Raw genomic sequence first — 17618 nt, forward strand, 5'->3', positions numbered from 1 at the left:
GCTGTCGCCGGAGCCCGAACACTGAACCGCGGAAACGAAAAAGGCGAGCCGAAGCTCGCCTTTTCCCGATGCGCGACGCCGATCAGTCTTCGCGATAACGACGCAGCTTGAGCTGCTTGCCGCCAACGCGGGTGTCCTTCAGCTTGCCGAGCAGACGTTCGAGGCCGTCCTCCGGCAGCTCGACCAGGCTGAAGCTGTCGCGTACCTGGATACGGCCGATGGCATCGCGCGCCAGGCCACCTTCGTTGAGGATGGCGCCCAGCAAATTGCGCGCCGCGATACCGTCGCGCGCGCCCAGCGGCGTGCGGCAGCGCACGCGACCTTCGGCCAACGGCATCGGCGCACGACGCTCGCGGTCGCCACGCTCGGAGCGCTCGCCACGATCACTGCGCTCGGAGCGCTCGCGCGGGCCGCCGACCGGCACCAATGGCTGCTCTTTCTGCACCTCGGCGAGCGTCAGCGCCTGGCCGTTGGTGGCCTTGCGCAGCAGCGCCGCGGCCAACGCGCGCGGCGTGCAGCCGATGTCGGCGATCAAGCGGTCGAGCAATTCACCGTGGCTGGCCTCGGCGTCAGCGACCAGCGGCGTCAGGCTCTCGGTCAGCCGGCGGATGCGGGCGTCGAGCACCTGCTGCGGATCGGGCAGACGCGCCTCGGCGACCTTCTGCCCGGTGACGCGCTCGATGACCTGCAGCATGCGCCGTTCGCGCGGAGTGACCAGCAGCAGCGCGCGGCCTTCGCGACCGGCGCGGCCGGTACGACCGATGCGGTGAACGTAGGATTCCGGATCGTACGGCATGTCGACGTTGAACACGTGGGTGATGCGCGGTACGTCGATGCCGCGGGCGGCGACGTCGGTGGCCACGACGATGTCCAGACGGCCATCCTTGAGCGACTCGATCACGCGCTCACGCTGGTTCTGCGCGATATCACCGTTGAGTGCAGCGGCCTTGTAGCCCTTGGCTTCCAGCGCAGCGGCCAGGTCCAGCGTGGCCTGCTTGGTGCGCACGAAGGCGATCAGTGCGTCGAAATCCTCGACCTCCAGCAGACGTAGCACCGCCGGGATCTTCTGGTCGGCGTGGACCATCAGGTGCGCCTGCTCGATGCGCGCGACGGTCTGGGTCTTGGCGGCGATCTTGATGTGCTTCGGCTCGCGCAGGTGCTTTTCGGCAATCGCGCGGATCGAATGCGGCAGGGTCGCGGAGAACAGCACGCTCTGACGGCTTTCCGGCATCGCCTCGAAGATCACTTCGAGGTCGTCCATGAAGCCGAGCTTGAGCATTTCGTCCGCTTCGTCGAGGACCATGAAGCGGATGGTCGACAGCAGCTCGCTGTTGCGGCTCAGGTGGTCGACCAGACGGCCCGGGGTGGCGACGATGATCTGCGCGCCCTGGCGGATCGCCTTGAGCTGCGGGCCCATGGGCGCACCGCCGTAGATGGCGACGACACCGACACCCGGCAGCTGCTTGGAATAGGTTTCGAAGGCGGTGGCCACCTGCAGCGCCAGCTCGCGGGTCGGTGCGAGGATCAGCGCCTGCGGCTCACGCTTGGCCGGGTCGATCTTCGACAGGATCGGCAGCGCGAAGGCCGCGGTCTTGCCGGTGCCGGTCTGGGCCTGGCCGATCATGTCGTGGCCATCGAGGATCACCGGGATCGCCTGGGCCTGAATAGGGGATGGTTCTTCATAGCCGACTGCGCTGATCGCAGCCAGAACAGCGGAATGAATACCGAGTGCGGCAAAGCCGCCGATTTCCTGGGTCATGGGTCTTGTCTCTGATGCTCCGCAAGACCCATGTTCCGAAGCTGCGCATGCCGTGCAAAACCCGAAGGTCACCCTGGCAGCCTGGTCGGCGGGGTTGCGAAAACGTATGGATGATGAATCGTCAAGGATAGTCCGCGCGGGGCGGACAGCAGCCGAAGCAGCGCTTCGTGTGTTGCAGTACCTGAACGCAGGCTGGGTTTCAGCCGGCGCGTACTATACCGGATTAACGCGAAGCTGTGCGCGTATTTTGCTTGAACGGTCACGCCGCTCCCCGGAGGCAGCGGCCGCGCCCTGGCGACCCGCACGCCCCTGGCGCCGGCCCTTTATCTGCCGGCGCGATTATCAGCCAAACGAGCCGCGGCGAGGCTCGCCTGGCGCCTCGTTGGCGGCGCTGACCCGGAAGCGGCCGACCAGCTGCTGCAGCTTGCCCGCGGTATGCCGAACCCGCTCGGCGCTGTCCTGCAGCACGCCGAGGGTCTGGCCCATCTCGCCCGAGGCCTGGTCGACACCGCGAATGGTCTGGCCGTAGTGCAGGCTGCGCTCGTTGAGCTGCTTGATGATCTCGAACATGCGCTCGACCGTCTGGTGCAGGTGCAGGTTTTCCGAGGAGGCTTCCTCCGTCAGCCTCAGGCTGCTGTCGACGTCCTGCACGCCGCCTTCCATGAAGGACACCGCCTGGCGGGTCTCGGCCTGCAGGCTCTCGACCTTGTGGCGAATGTCTTCGGCGGCGCCAGCGGTACGCTGGGCCAGCGAACGCACCTCGCCGGCCACCACCGCGAAGCCGCGTCCGTGTTCGCCCGCACGAGCCGCCTCAATGGCCGCATTGAGCGCTAGCAGGTTGGTCTGGGTGGTGATGTCGCTGATCAGTCCGACGATCTCGTCGATCTCCGACATGCGGCTGTCGAGTTGCTTGACGCTGCGCGCCGAGCGCGACACCACGTCGCGAATCGACTCGGTGCCCTGCCGCACCGTCTCGAAGCGCTCGCGAGCGCGCGCGACCACATCATCCATGGCCGCCTTCATCTCTTCGGCGGTCATCGACGCCTGCTGGATCTCACCGAGCTGCTGCTCGACCAGCACCAGGAGCTGGTGAACGGAGTCGGCCACCTCACGCGTGGTCTGCCCCGCTTCACCGCTGCGCCGGAGCATCTGCTCGTTGTCGTGACGTACATGCTGCGAGACGTGGATCACCTGGCCGACCACGGTGTCCAGGCTGTCGACGAAGCTGTTCAGCCAGCGCCCCAGCTCGCCGCTTTCATCGTGCGCCAGGTGCTGCACGTCGACGCGCTGGCGCAGATTGCCCTCGCCCTCTGCAAGCGTGCGGATGACATCGGTCAGCGCCTGCATGCGTGCCGCCAGCCGGCGCGGGCCGAAGGCGGCGAACACCGAGGCGCCGGTGAGCAGCAGTACCGCTTCGAGGAGCGTCAGCACCAGCTCCGGCAGGCCGCTGAAGGTGCGCAGCAGCGTACCCAGGCAGAACAGCGTGGTAACGGTGACCAGGTAGGTGCGCATCAGCCCGACCGACAGCGAGCGGCGTCGATAGACCTCTTCCAGGTCCGCCTCGCACATCATGCCCCAACGATCGGGCGAACCCGCCAGTTGAAAGGTCACGCCCTTGCCGACCACGGGAATATGGCGGTAGTCCGAGTAGCCCGGATAGCTGACGAAAAGATTCTCGCCCTGGGCGATGGTTTCGCGGACACCCGGATGCAGCTGGCCGGTGGCCGGGTCGGTGAAACGCAACTCCAGTTCGGTATGCGCCTGCACGCGCACCGTGCCCCAGCGCGTATGCACGCCGCTCTTGAGGTTCTCGCCATGGCTGAAGGTGGAATCCTCGAAGCGCGAGCGCGACAGTGCCGTGCCCGGCTGGATCGCACGGTCGAAGCGCGACTCGACCATGAACAGGTAGTTGTCGCCGGACTCCGGATAGATGTGTCCGGCCTCGCGCTGGATGAGGTCGCCGAGTACGTCGTTCGGCACCCGCGCGCACAGGCACCCAAGCGTCTGCCCGCCCGCCTGCAGTGGCTGGTAGAACATCAGCGTCACGGCATCATGGAAACGCGAGGTGGTCGGCCCCATCGCCAGGGTTGCAGGGTCAAGGTACGGTCCATGCAGGAACGGCGCGCGCAGCCCGGCGGCCAGGGCCCGCGCATCGACCCGGGTACCGACCTGCGCAGTGCGGGTCGAGGCCATCACGCAGCCATTCGTGTCGACCACGAACAACTCGGCGATGTCCGGCAGCTGTGCGCGCTTGCTCTCGAGCGAGGCGCCATCGGCGCGTATGGCCTCCTCTCCGAAGCTGGCGACGGTGTCGGCAAGATGCTCCCAGTGCGCCGCCACCCATTGCTGGAGCAAGCGTACCCGGGTCTCGGCGATCCCCTCGAAGATCTGCTCGACGCCGGCGTAGCGACCACGATTGAGCCAGCAGGACCACCCCATCGCCAGCTTTCCGCTGCGCCCGAACCAGGGCAGCCAGCCGCGTTCGGCGGGCGAGAGATGCATACGGTGGCTTTTGAGGTCGGGCACTGGCGAGCTCCTGGTTGCGCGGAAAACAGAGCTGGCACTTTGCAATTAGTCGGCCAGCTCCTCCGGCTACCGGCTCGTCGCGACGATTCCGCTTCGCGTCCGCTGGCCTGGCGCAGACGCCGCACTGAAAATGTGCAGCTGTCGCACGCGCTCAGCGAAGCGCGCCCCGGGCTGGTGCAGCTCAGCTGGCCGGCCGCAGCACCTCGAGCAGCGGCTGCAGCGAATAGCCGAGCCGCGGCGCCAGGGCCTCGACGCGCGCCTGCAGGCGCGCCCGATCGAGGGATTGCTCCAGCTCGGCTGGCACCAGCAGCACCACGTTGCCTTCGGCGACCGGGCATTCCCAGTAGTGGCGATGGAACAGGCCACGCAGCAAGGCCGCACCAAGCGGCTTGTTCTCCGAGGTGCCCCACTGATTGATCACCAGCCAGCCGCCGGGATTGAGCTTGCCCTGGCAGCGACGCAGGAAATCCCAGGCCAGGTGCGCGGCGGCAGGCCCCGTATCGGTGTAGAGATCGAGAAAGATCAGGTCCGCCGTTTCCGCGCTGTCGAGCAGCTGCAGCGCATCGCCGACGCGGATGTACAGTCGCGGATCATCGGCCAGGCCCAGATGGCTGCGTGCCAGCTCGACCACGGCCGGACGCAGCTCGATGGCCTCGACATCCTCGAGCGGCAGGTATTTCAGGCAGGCCTGGGTCAGGCTGCCGGCACCGAGCCCGAGAAACAGCGCGGTCTCCGGTGCCTCGTGAGCCAGCGCGCCAAGCAGCATGGCCCGCGTGTAGTCATATTCGAGCCAGGCGGGATCGGCGCTGAATACACAGCTCTGCTCGACCTCGGCGCCGAATTCGAGAAAGCGGTAGTCGCCCACCTCGAGCACGCGGATCAGGCCGTATTCATCGGTTACCTCGGCCAGCAGCCGCTCTTCTCTGTGCATCAGGTTCTCCTCGAGACCGCGCAATGTTAGCAAGCGCCAGGCGTGGACTATCAGCGGGCGCCGGTTTGTTGCGCTAACATCGCCGCACTCTTCTGACCCCGGAACGACCATGACCACTTCCTGGAGCCCGTCTAGCTGGCGCGAAAAGCCCATCGAGCAGCAACCCGAATACCCGGACGCCGCCGCGCTGGCACGCGTCGAAAATAATCTTGCGGCGCTGCCGCCGCTGGTGTTCGCCGGCGAGGCCCGTGAGCTGCGTCGGCAGTTCGCCGAAGTCACCCAGGGCCGGGCGTTCCTGCTGCAGGGCGGCGACTGCGCCGAGAGCTTCGCCGAATTCTCCGCGACAAAGATCCGCGACACCTTCAAGGTGCTGTTGCAGATGGCCATCGTCATGACCTTTGCCGCCGGCTGCCCGGTGGTGAAGGTCGGGCGCATGGCCGGCCAGTTCGCCAAGCCACGCTCGTCCGGCAGCGAGACCATTGGCGAGGTGTCTCTGCCGGCCTACCGCGGCGACATCGTCAACGGCATCGGTTTCGACAGCACCAGCCGCGTGCCGGACCCCGAGCGCCTGCTACAGGCCTACCACCAGTCCACCGCCACGCTGAACCTTTTGCGTGCCTTCGCCCAGGGCGGCTTCGCCGATCTTCATCAGGTCCATCAGTGGAACCTCGACTTCATCGCCAACTCGCTGATGGCCGAGAAGTACCACCAGCTCGGCGCGCGCATCGACGAAACCCTGCGCTTCATGCGCGCCTGTGGTCTGGACGATGCGCCGCAGCTGCGCGAGACGAGCTTCTTCACCGCCCACGAGGCGCTTCTGCTGAACTACGAGCAAGCCTTCGTGCGCCAGGACAGCCTCACCGGCCATTGGTACGACTGCTCCGCGCACATGCTCTGGATCGGTGACCGCACCCGCCAGGTCGACGGCGCGCACGTCGAATTCCTGCGCGGCGTAGGCAACCCGATCGGGGTCAAGGTCGGGCCGAGCATCGCCACCGATGATCTCTTGCGCCTGATCGACCTGCTCAATCCGGACAACGATCCGGGCCGCCTGAACCTCATCGTGCGCATGGGGGCCGACAAGGTCGAGGATCATCTGCCACGGCTGATCCGCGCCGTACAGAACGAGGGTCGCCAGGTGCTCTGGAGCTCGGACCCGATGCACGGCAATACCATGAAGGCGTCCAGCGGTTACAAGACGCGTGACTTCGAGCGCATCCTCGCCGAGGTGCGGCAGTTCTTCGAGGTGCACCGAGCCGAAGGCAGCTACCCGGGCGGCATTCATATCGAAATGACCGGGCAGAACGTCACCGAGTGCATCGGCGGCTCGCGCCCGGTCACCGAGGCCGGCCTGTGCGACCGCTACCACACGCACTGCGATCCGCGGCTGAATGCCGACCAGTCGCTCGAGCTGGCGTTCATGATCGCCGAGACACTCAAGCAGCTGCGCGTCGGCTGACGCGCCCCTTCGCGGCTGCCGGAGCGCATCCGGCAGCCGACCACGCTCCCCCTGCGGAGCCTTCCGAGCGAACCAATCCCGCCCCCGGGTGTTTACACCACGGGTGTGCACGCTTTTGTTCATCGCTGTAGAGGTTGTCCTTTCAAATGTCTGATGCATCGCAACACCGGGCCGCGGTCCTCGCCGCCTGGATCGGCCTGTTCCTCGGGCCACTGCTGCTGGTCGCCTGCCTGCTGACCGACCCGCCGGCGGGCCTATCGGAAACGGCCTGGCGCACCGTCGGCATGGCCGCCATGATGGCCGTCTGGTGGTCGACCGAAGCCGTCCCGATTCCGGCCACCTCGCTGTTGCCGGTCCTGCTGATTCCGCTGCTGGGCATCGACAGCCTCGCCAAGGCCACGGCCCCCTATGCCAACCCGACGATCTTCCTGTTCCTCGGTGGCTTCCTGCTCGGTCTGGCGATGCAGCGCTGGAACCTGCACAAGCGCATCGCGCTGGCCACGCTGCTGGCAGTCGGCAACCAGCCGAGCCGGCAGATTGCCGGCTTCATGATCGCCACCGCCTTTATCAGCATGTGGGTGAGCAATACCGCCACCAGCATCATGATGCTGCCCATCGGCCTGTCGGTGATCGGCCTGCTGACCGAGGGCAGCGCGCGAGAGCAGAGCGAACGCTTCGCCACCGCCCTGCTGCTGGGCATCGCCTATGCCGCCAGCGTCGGCGGCATCGCCACGCTGATCGGCACGCCGCCCAACGCGCTACTCGCGGCGTTCCTGCGCGAGAACCATGACGTACACATCGGCTTCGGCCAGTGGATGCTGCTCGGCGTGCCGGTAACGGCCGGCATGCTGCTCTTTACCTGGTGGTGGCTCACACGCGGCGGCTTCCGCCTGTCCGGTGGCGACAGTCGCAGCATGCTGCAACAGGAGATGGCCGCCCTCGGGCCCATGTCGCGCCAGGAAAAGCTGGTCGCCCTGATCTTCACCCTGGCGGCACTCGCCTGGATCTTCCAACCGTTGCTGGCCGAGCCTCTCCCGGGGCTGAACGACACCAGCATCGCCATCGGCGCCGCCCTGCTGCTGTTTCTGATTCCGGCCAACGTCAAGGAGCGTACCTTCCTGCTCGACTGGCAGACCGCCAACAAGCTGCCCTGGGGCGTGCTGCTGCTGTTCGGTGGTGGCCTGTCGCTGGCTGGCGTCATCGGCGCCTCCGGGCTGGCCGAATGGATCGCGCAGAGCCTCGGCGGCCTCGACATGCTGCCGCTGATCCTGATGATCGGCCTGGTCGCGCTGGTGATCACCTTTCTGACCGAAATCACCTCGAACACGGCAACAGCCGCGGCATTCCTGCCGCTGCTCGGCGCGCTCGCCGTGGAACAGGGCCTGCCGCCGCAGATGCTGGCAATCCCGGCCGCAATCGCTGCCAGCTGCGCCTTCATGATGCCAGTGGCGACTCCGCCCAACGCTATCGTCTTCGGCACCGGCGAGATGCGTATCCAGTCGATGATCAAGGCCGGCTTCGCCCTGAACCTGTTCGGCGTGTTCTTCGTCACCCTGCTCTGCTATGGCCTGATCGGCCTGATCTGGGCCTCTTGACCGTTGGCGGCCGTGCTCCGCCGCGGCCGCCCGGAAGGCAGGCAAGAAAAAGCCCGGCACATGGCCGGGCTTTTTCGATCGTTCAGTCGCCGCCGGTCTCAGACCTTGGCGCGGGACTTGTACTCGCCGGTGCGGGTGTCGATCTCGATGTAGTCGCCGATATCGCAGAACTCGGCCACTTTCAGCTCGTAGCCATTGTTCAGCTTGGCAGTCTTCATCACCTTGCCCGAGGTGTCGCCGCGTACGGCCGGCTCGGTGTAGGCGATCTGGCGCACGATGCTGGTCGGCATTTCGACGGAGATCACGCGATCGTTGTAGAACACGGCTTCGCAGACGTCCTGCATGCCGTCTTCGACGAAGTTCAGCGCGTCGCCGAGGTCTTCCTTCTCGATCTCGTACTGATTGAACTCGGTGTCCATGAACACGTACATCGGATCGGCGAAGTAGGAGTAGGTCACTTCCTTGCGCTCGAGGATGACCGGCTCGAACTTGTCGTCAGCCTTGTACACGGTTTCGGTAGCCTGGCCGTTGAGCAGGTTCTTCAGCTTCATCTTGACCACGGCAGCGTTGCGGCCGGACTTGTTGAATTCGGCTTTCTGGATGACCCAGGGCTCGCCGTTGATCAGGGCCACTTGGCCGGCACGAAACTCTTGTGCGGTTTTCATACGAATATCCGGAGAAAATGGGAGACAAAAACAGGCCGCACATCATAGCCAATCGGTATGGAAGAACACCAGTTTTCCCGCCAGATCGCCATTGGCCACCTGCTTGCCGGTCCACTGCTCGGCGTGTGCGAGCAGCTCGTCGTACTGGCCCAGCAAGGCACGCCACGCCGCGGCGCTGCCCTCGCCACTGTTCCAGGCGCGCCAGAACCCGCGCAGAGCCGCTTCGGCCGGCGCGCTCAGGCCGTGACAGTAGAGGTCGAGAAACGCCCCGAGCTTGACCCAGTGGGCGTCGTCCTCCTGCGGGTAGATGTGCCAGACCAGCGGACGACCCGCCCACTGCGCGCGAATGAACGACTCCTCGCCACGCACCGCGTTGAAATCGCAGCTCCACAGCAGTTGGTCGTATTCCTCCTGGGTCATGAAGCGCACCACATCGAGCGTCAGTGTGCCGCGAACGAAGCGCTGGCCGGCCGCGGCGGCGGGCTCGCCCAGCCAGCCTGCGACATCGCCCAACACGCGCCCTTCGGGCACCAGCAGCTGGTTGGGCCGCGAATCGCAGGCCAGGGCGTCCAGCCACCCGGCCACCGCGCCGTTTTCATAGGCGAACAGCGACAGCAGCCGCGCCTCGGGCTCCAGCCGCACGCCGAGACTCGCCAGGAAAGCCGCCGCACGACCTTCGCGACGGAAATCGTCACGCCGCCCGAGCAGATCGGCCTCACGAATCAGCCCGCCGGTGGCGGCCTCGAAGCCCGGAAAAAAGAAGTACTTCTGCAGCCCGCCGGATTGCAGCGAAGGCAGCGCGTGGCAGCCGACGATCCAGTCCTCGGCACTGAGGTACTCGAGGTTCAGCCAGAGAATCCGTCTGCCACTGGCGGTCATCGCATTGATGTAGGACGGCGGCAGATCACAGGCGAACGCCTCGATGACGACATCGGCCGGCTCGGCATCGCACCAGGGCTGCGGCCACAGGCGAATCTCGACGCCCTGCTGCCATTGTTGCGCCGCCTCGGCGCTGGCGCCGGGACAGAGGCGCGCAAAGGTTTCCAGGTCATCGACCCACAACCGGACCTGCTGGTCGTATTCGGCGACCAGCTGCCGCGCCAGACGCCAGGTCACGCCGATGTCGCCGTAGTTGTCCACCACGACGCAGAAGATGTCCCAGCAGGCCTTTACCGACACGAATCGCTCCTGATGCCACGCCGCCGGCGTGCGCTCTGAAAAGGGGCGTAAGGATATGCGAACACGTCACCGACCGACAAAGACCGACGAACGCGAAGAGAAAGGGATTTCGAGAAGGCGTTATGGAGGTGACCCCACCAGCCACACCCCGGCACACAATGTCACCGCTGCGGCTGCTCCCTTCCGGGCCTGACCGGGTTCACGGCTGATCGTTGCGGGGGGACCGGCAGGGCCACCATAACGAACCCGCCTTGCGGCGAGCGGCGCCATTGTACCGGCTTGCTCCCAACTTACAACCTCTGCTTGCGGCCTCCAGCTGGGCGCGGGCTTCGCCAAAGTCGTCCATTGAGCCAATTGGAGCAAATGCCCCCTAGGCAAGGACGGGTGGTCTGTTCGAGGATGAGCAACAGGTTCGAATGCCTGTCATACATTGATGTTAGTGCCGTGCTTTTCTTCCTGGGCGCGGTGCCACCCGCGAAGAGGTAATTCATGAGCAAGGCCCCCATCGCCATCATCGGCACCGGTATCGCCGGGTTGTCGGCCGCCCGGCTTCTGCACGACTCAGGCCAGGCGGTGCATCTGTTCGACAAGAGCCGTGGCAGTGGCGGACGCATGGGCAGCAAGAGCGCCGAGGGCGCCACCTTCGAACTCGGCGCCCAGTACTTCACCGCCCGTGACCGTCGCTTCACCGACGTCGTCCAGCTATGGCAGGCCGAAGGCTGGGCCGCGCCCTGGACGCCGCATCTGCACCAGGCCCGTGAGGGCCAGCTCGCCCCGTCTGCCGACGAGCAGCTGCGCTGGGTCGGCGTACCACGGATGAGCGCCATCACCCGCGGCCTGCTGGCCGACCTGCCGGTGACCTTCAGCTGCCGCATCACCGAGGCGTTTCGCGGCGAGGAGAACTGGACCCTGGTCGACGCCAGCGGGGCGAGCCACGGCCCCTTCAGCCAGGTCATCGTCGCCACGCCGGCGCCGCAGGCCAGTGCCTTGCTCGCGGGCGCGCCGAAACTCGCCGCGGTGGCCGCGAGCGTGGCGATGGAGCCGACCTGGGCCGTCGCGCTGGGCTTCTCCACGCCGCTGGCCACCGAGGTCGATGGCTGCTTCGTGCGCGACGACGCGCTCGACTGGTTCGCCCGCAACAGCAGCAAACCCGGCCGTGATGGGCAGCCTGATACCTGGGTGTTGCATGCCACCAGCAATTGGAGTCGCCAGCACCTGGATCACTCGCGCGAGGCGATCATCGAGCATCTGCATGGCGCCTTCGCCGAGCTGATCGACTGCGTGGTGCCCGCCCCCACCTTCACCCTGGCGCACCGCTGGCTCTACGCGCGACCGGCACAGAGCCATGAATGGGGAGCGCTGGCCGACGCCGGGCTCGGCATCTATGCCTGCGGCGACTGGTGCCTGTCCGGACGCGTCGAGGGTGCCTGGCTCAGCGGGCAGGAGGCCGCTCGCCGGCTGCTGGAGCACCTCTGACCCACCGCGAGGGCTCTGCCACGCCGCGCCGGGCCAAGCCGGGCTAAAGTTGCCCGGTTCCCGGCCGAATCTCCGGAAGACTGCTTGCGCCTGCGCGCCCGCCCCGGAGCCCTGATGAATCCCTCTACCCTTATCGGCATCGTCGCCAGCGTTGCGCTGCTCAGCGTGGTGATGCTTTTCGCCGCGCGCGAGCCCGCGCTGTTCGTCGACCTGCCCAGCCTCGGCATCGTGGTGGTCGGCACCCTGGCGGCCACCTTCATCAGCTACCCCCTGCGCGAAGTGATGCGCGTCTTCGGCCTGATCTGGACAGTGCTGCGCAACGAGCGCCTGTATACCCGCCAGGACCTGGAAGAACTGGTGCAGATCTCGCGGCTGTGGATCGGCGGCGACCTGCCAGCGGTCGAACGCGCGCTGGAAAAGGTCGGCAACCCCTTCCTGCGCACGGGCGTGCAGCTGGTGATCGACAACACGCCCGAGGAAGACATCATCGATCTGATGCAGTGGCGTATCGCACGCCTCCGCGCGCGGGAAGCCGCCGAGGCACAGCTGTTCCGCGCCATGGCCAGCTATGCGCCGGCGTTCGGCATGATCGGCACACTGGTCGGGCTGATCAACCTGATGTTCCTGCTCGGCAGCGGCGACATGGCCGAGATCGGCCGCAGCCTCGCCGTTGCCCTGATGACCACGTTCTACGGCGTGCTGCTGGCCAACCTGATCCTCAAGCCGGTCGCGGTGAAGCTCGAACGACGTACCGAGCAGCGCGTCGCGCTGATGAACCTGGTGATGCAGGGCATCTCGATGATGTGCAACAAGCGCAGCCCGGCGTACATGCGCGAGACGCTCAAGTCGTTCATCGCCCACCATGACGACGAGATTCGCGACGGCAAGGCGCCGCCCCCGCGCGCCCGCAGCGTCGAGGGCGCCTGAGGTGAGCCCCTCGGCCGGCGGAGGTCGCTTCGGCAAGTGGCATGTCGAAGCCCCGCGCGAAGAAGAACAGGAGGGTTGGCTGCTGACCTACCTGGACACCATCACCCTGCTCTTGGTGATGCTGGTGGTGCTGCTTGCCCTGGCTGGCAAGGGCGACGGGCATGCCGAGCAGCCGCCTGCAGCCGACGCGGCGGCGCTCGGCACGCCATTGGCCGCGCAACCGTTGCCCGGTGCAGCGATCGCTCCGATCGTCGTCGCCACGCCCCCTGCGCCGGAACCGGTCGCGCCGCCCCAGGAGCACGCGCTCGCGTCCGATCTCGGCGAGGGTATCGAGGTCATCGTCAACGAGGGCAGCATCAGCTTTCGCATCAGCAGTGAGCTGCTGTTCGCCTCCGCCGAGGCCGAGCTGGCAGAGGCCGGCCTGGATGTACTTGACCGCCTGGTGCCAACACTGGCCGGCAACGCGTATCGCATCCTCGTCGAAGGCCATACCGACAACCTGCCGATCAGCACGGCACGCTTTCCGTCGAACTGGGAGCTGTCTTCGGCACGTGCCAGCAGCGTCGTGCGCTATCTGCAACTCAACGGCATCGCGGCCACGCGCATGAGCGCCACCGGCTTTGCCGATACCCGGCCGCTGGCCGACAACGCCAGCGCTGCCGGCCGAGCCGGCAACCGGCGAGTGGAACTGGTGATGCAGACCGCGCCCGGCAACTGAGGCGCCCGCTCAGCCCAGCGCGGTGTCGAGGAACATCATCACGCCGAAGCCGATCATCAGGCCGATGGTTGCCGGGGTCTGGTGCCCGTTGCGATGGGTCTCCGGGATGACTTCGTGGGAGACGACGAAGATCATCGCACCGGCCGCCAGCCCGAGGCTGACCGGATAGGCAATGGCAAAACCGGTCGAGATGCCCATGCCAACGAGCGCACCGAGCGGCTCCATCAGCCCCGAAGCGGCGGCGACCAGCGCCGAGACCAGAGCCGAAAGGCCGACGGCTCGCAGCGCCAGCGCGACCGCCAGCCCCTCGGGGATATCCTGGATCGAAATCGCCGTGGTCAGCGGCAGGCCGACGCTCATGTCGCCATTGGCGAAACTGACGCCGATCGCCATGCCCTCGGGCAGGTTGTGCAGGGCGATGGCGAAAACGAACAGCCAGACGCGGTTGAGCCGCTCGCAATCCGGCCCGCACGGCCCGGTACTGGCATGCTCGTGCGGGGTGAAGCGATCCAGGCCGAGCATCAGCAAGGCCCCCAGGCCCAGGCCGAGTACCACGGTGACCGCAGCGAGGCTGCTGTTGCCCAGGATCTCCTCGCCGGCGGCCAGCCCCGGGAGGATCAAGGAGAACGAGGCTGCCGCGAGCATCATGCCGGCCGCAAAGCCAAGCAGGCTGTCCTGGGTGCGCTGCGAGACAGTGCGCAACCCGATGGCAAGCAACGCGCCGAACGCCGTCGCGGCGAACCCCGCCGATCCTCCGGCCAGGGCATAGCGCAGGTTGCCCTGGTCGCCGTTGTCGAGCGCGTTGTAGCCGCTGGCCAGCAGCAGCACGAGCACGGCGAGCAGCGAGCCACCGAGGCCGGCGGTGACCCAGGGGCTGGCCTGTGCCTGGGCGATCCAGGCTGCACGCAGTGTCGAAGCGGGGCTTTGGGTGTTTGCCATGGTGAACTGCCTTACCGGAGAGAGTGGCGCCATTGTAGCGACGAAGGTCCGCGGCAAACCGCCTATGGCCGTGATAGACGCCGCCTTCACATAGCCTCGGACGTCATCTGGCCAGCGCCCTGTGTACCGTCGGGCGGTTTTGCTCTTAAGCTTGCCCAAATCCAACCGGCGCATCCGTCAGGAGTCGTCCACCTTGCCGCTCAGCAAATCCCTCCGCCCCGCCTATCTGGTCGTCCTGCTGCTCGCGCTGCTGGCCGCCTGGTTCTTCTGGCTGCAGTGGCGCGGCCCGCTGCTGACCGCCTACCGCGTGGAAATGCGCCCGCTGGTCCAGCGCGTGGTGGCCAGTGGCGAGGTCGACAACCAGTCCGTCGCCCAGGTCGGCAGCGAGATTACCGGGGTGGTCACCGCGCGACATGTGCGCGAGGGCGACCGCGTGCGCAAGGGCGACCTGCTGCTCGAATTGCGCGACGAGGAACAGACTGCTCGCCTGCGCGAGGCCGAGGCTGCGCTGCGCCAGTTGGTCGACTCCAGCCGGCCGCAGGCCGAGGCAACCCTGGAGGACGCGCAAAGCAACCTGCTGCAGGCGCAGCGCGAGCTCGCGCGTCGCGAAAAATTGCAGGCGCGCAAGCTGCTATCGGCCGAGGCGCTGGAGCAGGCACGCCGCGCCGAGCTGGCTGCGCGCGTGATCCGCGATCGCGCCCGGCTGGCCGCCGCTGCGCTGGCCGCCGATGGCAGCGAAGAACGCATCCTGCGTGAGCGGCTCGAGGCCGCCCGCACGGCCCTGGCGCGTACACGCATCCTGGCCGGCTTCGACGGCATCGTGCAGCGACGCAACGTCGAGCCCGGCGACCTGGTACAGCCGGGCCGCACGCTGCTGGAAATCGCCCGCGTCGATAGCCGCGAGATCCTCCTGCCGCTGGATGAGAAGAATCTGGCACCGGTTGCCATCGGCCAGCAGGCATTGGTCATCGCCGATGCCTATCCCGACCGACCGTACCGCGCCGAGGTCAGCTTCATCGCACCGAGCGTCGACACCGCTCGCGGCACCATCGACGTCCACCTGCAACTGCTCGAGCCTGCCGAAGCGCTGCGCCAGGGCATGACGGTGTCGGTGAACATCGAGACCGGGCGTCGCGAGCAGGCTCTCGTGCTGCCCAACGATGCGCTGCGCCAGCGCAGCGGCTCGACCGCTGAAGTGCTGCGCGTGCGCGACGGCCACGCCGAGCCTGTCACGGTTCGCCTCGGCCTGCTCGGTACCGCCATGAGCGAGATCGCCGAAGGCCTCGAAGAGGGCCAGCTGGTGCTCGTCGGCGAGGCCGAGCCAGGGCAGCGGGTGCGCATCCGCGAGCAGCCGATCCCTGGCGCCGGTAGCTGACACATGCGCCTGGCCGACTCGCTCTGGACCGAATGGCGTATCGCGCTGCGCTTTCTCTTCGACAATCGCATGCAGACGCTGCTGATCGTTTTCGGCATCGCCGTCGGATCGGCGGTCATCGTGTTCATCACCGCTTTGATCACCGGCCTGCAGGCGAACGTGATCGAACGCACCCTCGGCACCCAGGCGCACATCCGCATCCTCCCGCCCGATGAAGCCAACCGCGTGCAGCCTGGGGCGCCAGGCAGCTATGACCTGGTGTTGGAGAGCCCGCGCGCGCAGCGCCTGCGCTCGATCCTCAACTGGCAGCAAGTACGCGACGTGCTCGACCGCGACCGCGACGTACTCGCCGTGTCCCCGGTCATCAGCGGCCCGGCCATCGCCCGCCGCGGCGTGGCGCGCGCCTCGGTCGCGCTGATCGGCATCGACCCGGAGCGTTATCAGCGCATCATCCCGCTGAGTGACGACCTGATCGCCGGCGAGCTGCGCGTCGGCGCCGGCCACGCGGTGATCGGCGCCGAGCTGGCCGAAGACCTGGGCCTCGCGCTTGGCGACAAGCTGCGCCTGGACGCTGGCGATGGACGCGAAGCTGTGGTGGACATCGCCGGCGTGTTTAGTCTCGGCGTGCGCGAGCTGGACGAGCGCTACGTCTATCTCGATCTGAAACAGGCGCAGACCCTGCTCGACCTGCCCGGCGGCGTCACCGTGATCGATACGCGCATCGGCGAGCTGTTCGAGGCCGAGCGCATCGCCGCCCGCCTCGCCCGGCTGACCGGGCAGAAGGCCGAAAGCTGGATGGCGACCAATGGCCAACTGCTCAATGCCCTCGCCTCGCAGAGCATGACCACGGAGATGATCCGCATCTTCGTCGGCATCTCGGTGGCCTTCGGCATTGCCAGCGTACTGGCGGTCAGTGTGGTGCAACGCACCCGCGAGATCGGCATCCTGCGCGCCATGGGCAGCCCGCGCGGGCAGATTCTCAGGGTGTTCCTGCTGCAAGGCGGGCTGCTCGGGCTGGTCGGCTCGGCCTGTGGCGGCGCGGTCGGCTGGTCACTGGTGCAGGTATTCAACCTCTTCGGGCCTCGGCTATTCGAAATTCCGGTAGACCCGACGCTGGTACCGCTGGCGATGCTGGTGGCCACCCTCACTGGCGTACTCGCGGCCGCGGCACCTGCGAGACGCGCCGCACATTACGATCCGGCCGTGGCAATCCGTTATGTCTGAACAACCCTTCGCGCCCAGGCCATCCGCTCCGGTGCTGCGCCTGGCCGGCGTGCGCAAGTCGTTCAATATCGGCACAACGCTGGAAACCGAAGTGCTGCATGGGATCGACCTGCGGCTGGAGCGCGGCGAGCTGGCCGCGCTGATCGGCCCGTCCGGTTCGGGCAAGAGCACGCTGCTCAATATCATCGGCCTGCTCGACACGCCGACCGAGGGCGAGCTCTACCTGCTCGGCCAGCCGACCGCCACCGCGGACGACACCACCCGCACGCACATGCGCAACCAGGCGATCGGCTTCGTGTTCCAGTTCCATCACCTGATCTCGGCTTTCAGCGTGCTCGACAACGTGCTCATGCCGCTGATGATCCGCCAGGGCAAACCGGGGCGCGAGCAGACCGAGCTCGCGCGTGAACTGCTCGACCAGGTCGGCCTCGAGCGCTTCGCCGAGCAGAAACCCACGCAGCTGTCGGGCGGCCAGCAACAACGGGTGGCGATCGCTCGGGCGCTGGTCACCCGCCCGCCTCTGCTGCTGGCCGACGAACCGACAGGCAACCTCGACAGCCGCACCGCGCAGAGCGTCTTCGAGCTCTTTCACCGGATCAATGACGAGTTTGGCTGCGCCATTCTCGTCGTCACGCACGATCCGCGCCTGGCAGAGGCGTGCCCGAGAACAGTCGAGCTGGTCGATGGCCAGATCATTCGAGACGGCACAAGCGGCCCTTTACGCTGACCCTCGCCGCAAATATCCGCACGCTAGCCCCGTCCGGCTGCTAATGAAAAATCGAGCTAAGCATATAACCAAACTGCGAGTTATCATTCGGAGCACTCAGATACCCCCTTGGGTATGA

At 66.8% G+C, this 17618-nt stretch carries 14 protein-coding genes and 1 other RNA gene; 8 read left to right on the top strand and 7 right to left on the bottom strand.

The features are described from left to right. Positions 1-82: 82 nt before the first annotated feature. The 3 genes from CL52_RS11900 to CL52_RS11910 form a co-directional block, all read right to left on the bottom strand. Positions 83-1759 carry a DEAD/DEAH box helicase gene (locus CL52_RS11900; RefSeq protein WP_041105730.1) on the bottom strand — a complete coding sequence of 559 codons (1677 nt, stop codon included), beginning with the start codon at positions 1757-1759 and terminating at the stop codon, positions 83-85. A gap of 342 nt (positions 1760-2101) precedes the next feature. Further along, positions 2102-4261: a methyl-accepting chemotaxis protein gene (locus tag CL52_RS11905; RefSeq protein WP_043220842.1), complete on the bottom strand. Its 2160-nt coding sequence runs from the start codon at positions 4259-4261 to the stop codon at positions 2102-2104. 205 nt (positions 4262-4466) lie between these two features. After that, positions 4467-5216, bottom strand: a complete 750-nt coding sequence (locus CL52_RS11910) for a spermidine synthase (protein ID WP_043220844.1) — start codon at positions 5214-5216, stop codon at positions 4467-4469. 109 nt (positions 5217-5325) lie between these two features. On the opposite strand from CL52_RS11910, the gene CL52_RS11915 reads away from it, so the two are divergent. Together CL52_RS11915 and CL52_RS11920 are read left to right on the top strand one after the other, a co-directional pair. Then, complete coding sequence (locus CL52_RS11915) at positions 5326-6675, top strand: class II 3-deoxy-7-phosphoheptulonate synthase (protein WP_041105734.1); 1350 nt, start codon at positions 5326-5328, stop codon at positions 6673-6675. A gap of 146 nt (positions 6676-6821) precedes the next feature. Next, positions 6822-8270, top strand: a complete 1449-nt coding sequence (locus CL52_RS11920) for an SLC13 family permease (RefSeq protein ID WP_043220846.1) — start codon at positions 6822-6824, stop codon at positions 8268-8270. A gap of 98 nt (positions 8271-8368) precedes the next feature. Here the strand turns inward: CL52_RS11920 and efp are convergent, their stop codons facing one another. The 3 genes from efp to ffs form a co-directional block, all read right to left on the bottom strand. Then, positions 8369-8935 carry an elongation factor P gene (gene efp, locus CL52_RS11925; RefSeq protein WP_041105737.1) on the bottom strand — a complete coding sequence of 189 codons (567 nt, stop codon included), beginning with the start codon at positions 8933-8935 and terminating at the stop codon, positions 8369-8371. A 42-nt stretch (positions 8936-8977) separates the two neighbouring features. Next, positions 8978-10114, bottom strand: a complete 1137-nt coding sequence (gene earP / locus CL52_RS11930) for an elongation factor P maturation arginine rhamnosyltransferase EarP (protein ID WP_043220849.1) — start codon at positions 10112-10114, stop codon at positions 8978-8980. A gap of 132 nt (positions 10115-10246) precedes the next feature. Beyond that, an RNA gene (ffs, locus tag CL52_RS20415) (signal recognition particle sRNA small type) lies at positions 10247-10343 on the bottom strand. Between the two features lie 260 nt (positions 10344-10603). Here ffs and CL52_RS11935 point away from each other — a divergent pair. The 3 genes from CL52_RS11935 (at position 10604) to CL52_RS11945 (ending at position 13235) form a co-directional block, all read left to right on the top strand. Then, complete coding sequence (locus CL52_RS11935) at positions 10604-11590, top strand: NAD(P)/FAD-dependent oxidoreductase (RefSeq protein ID WP_043220850.1); 987 nt, start codon at positions 10604-10606, stop codon at positions 11588-11590. A gap of 114 nt (positions 11591-11704) precedes the next feature. Then, entirely contained in the window at positions 11705-12517 is an 813-nt protein-coding gene (locus tag CL52_RS11940) for a motility protein A (protein ID WP_041105743.1), read from the top strand. A gap of 1 nt (position 12518) precedes the next feature. Continuing rightward, the gene (locus CL52_RS11945) at positions 12519-13235 is read left to right on the top strand and encodes an OmpA/MotB family protein (protein WP_041105744.1); all 717 of its coding nucleotides are present in this window, start codon (positions 12519-12521) and stop codon (positions 13233-13235) included. 9 nt (positions 13236-13244) lie between these two features. Here CL52_RS11945 and CL52_RS11950 read toward each other — a convergent pair whose 3' ends face one another. Beyond that, positions 13245-14174 (bottom strand): ZIP family metal transporter, encoded by a 930-nt coding sequence (locus tag CL52_RS11950; RefSeq protein WP_041105746.1) that lies wholly within the window; start codon positions 14172-14174, stop codon positions 13245-13247. Between the two features lie 226 nt (positions 14175-14400). On the opposite strand from CL52_RS11950, the gene CL52_RS11955 reads away from it, so the two are divergent. Genes CL52_RS11955 through CL52_RS11965 form a run of 3 tightly spaced genes read left to right on the top strand, consistent with a single transcriptional unit; the run spans position 14401 to position 17500 of the window. Continuing rightward, entirely contained in the window at positions 14401-15549 is a 1149-nt protein-coding gene (locus CL52_RS11955; protein ID WP_376752653.1) for an efflux RND transporter periplasmic adaptor subunit, read from the top strand. Positions 15550-15552: 3 nt separating this feature from the next. Further along, positions 15553-16773: an ABC transporter permease gene (locus CL52_RS11960; RefSeq protein WP_041105748.1), complete on the top strand. Its 1221-nt coding sequence runs from the start codon at positions 15553-15555 to the stop codon at positions 16771-16773. Further along, positions 16766-17500, top strand: a complete 735-nt coding sequence (locus tag CL52_RS11965) for an ABC transporter ATP-binding protein (protein WP_041105749.1) — start codon at positions 16766-16768, stop codon at positions 17498-17500. Before CL52_RS11960 ends, CL52_RS11965 begins: the two co-directional genes overlap by 8 nt. The last annotated feature ends 118 nt before the right edge of the window (positions 17501-17618 follow it).

Origin of the sequence: Stutzerimonas balearica DSM 6083 (assembly GCF_000818015.1) — a bacterium.
GTDB lineage: Bacteria > Pseudomonadota > Gammaproteobacteria > Pseudomonadales > Pseudomonadaceae > Stutzerimonas > Stutzerimonas balearica.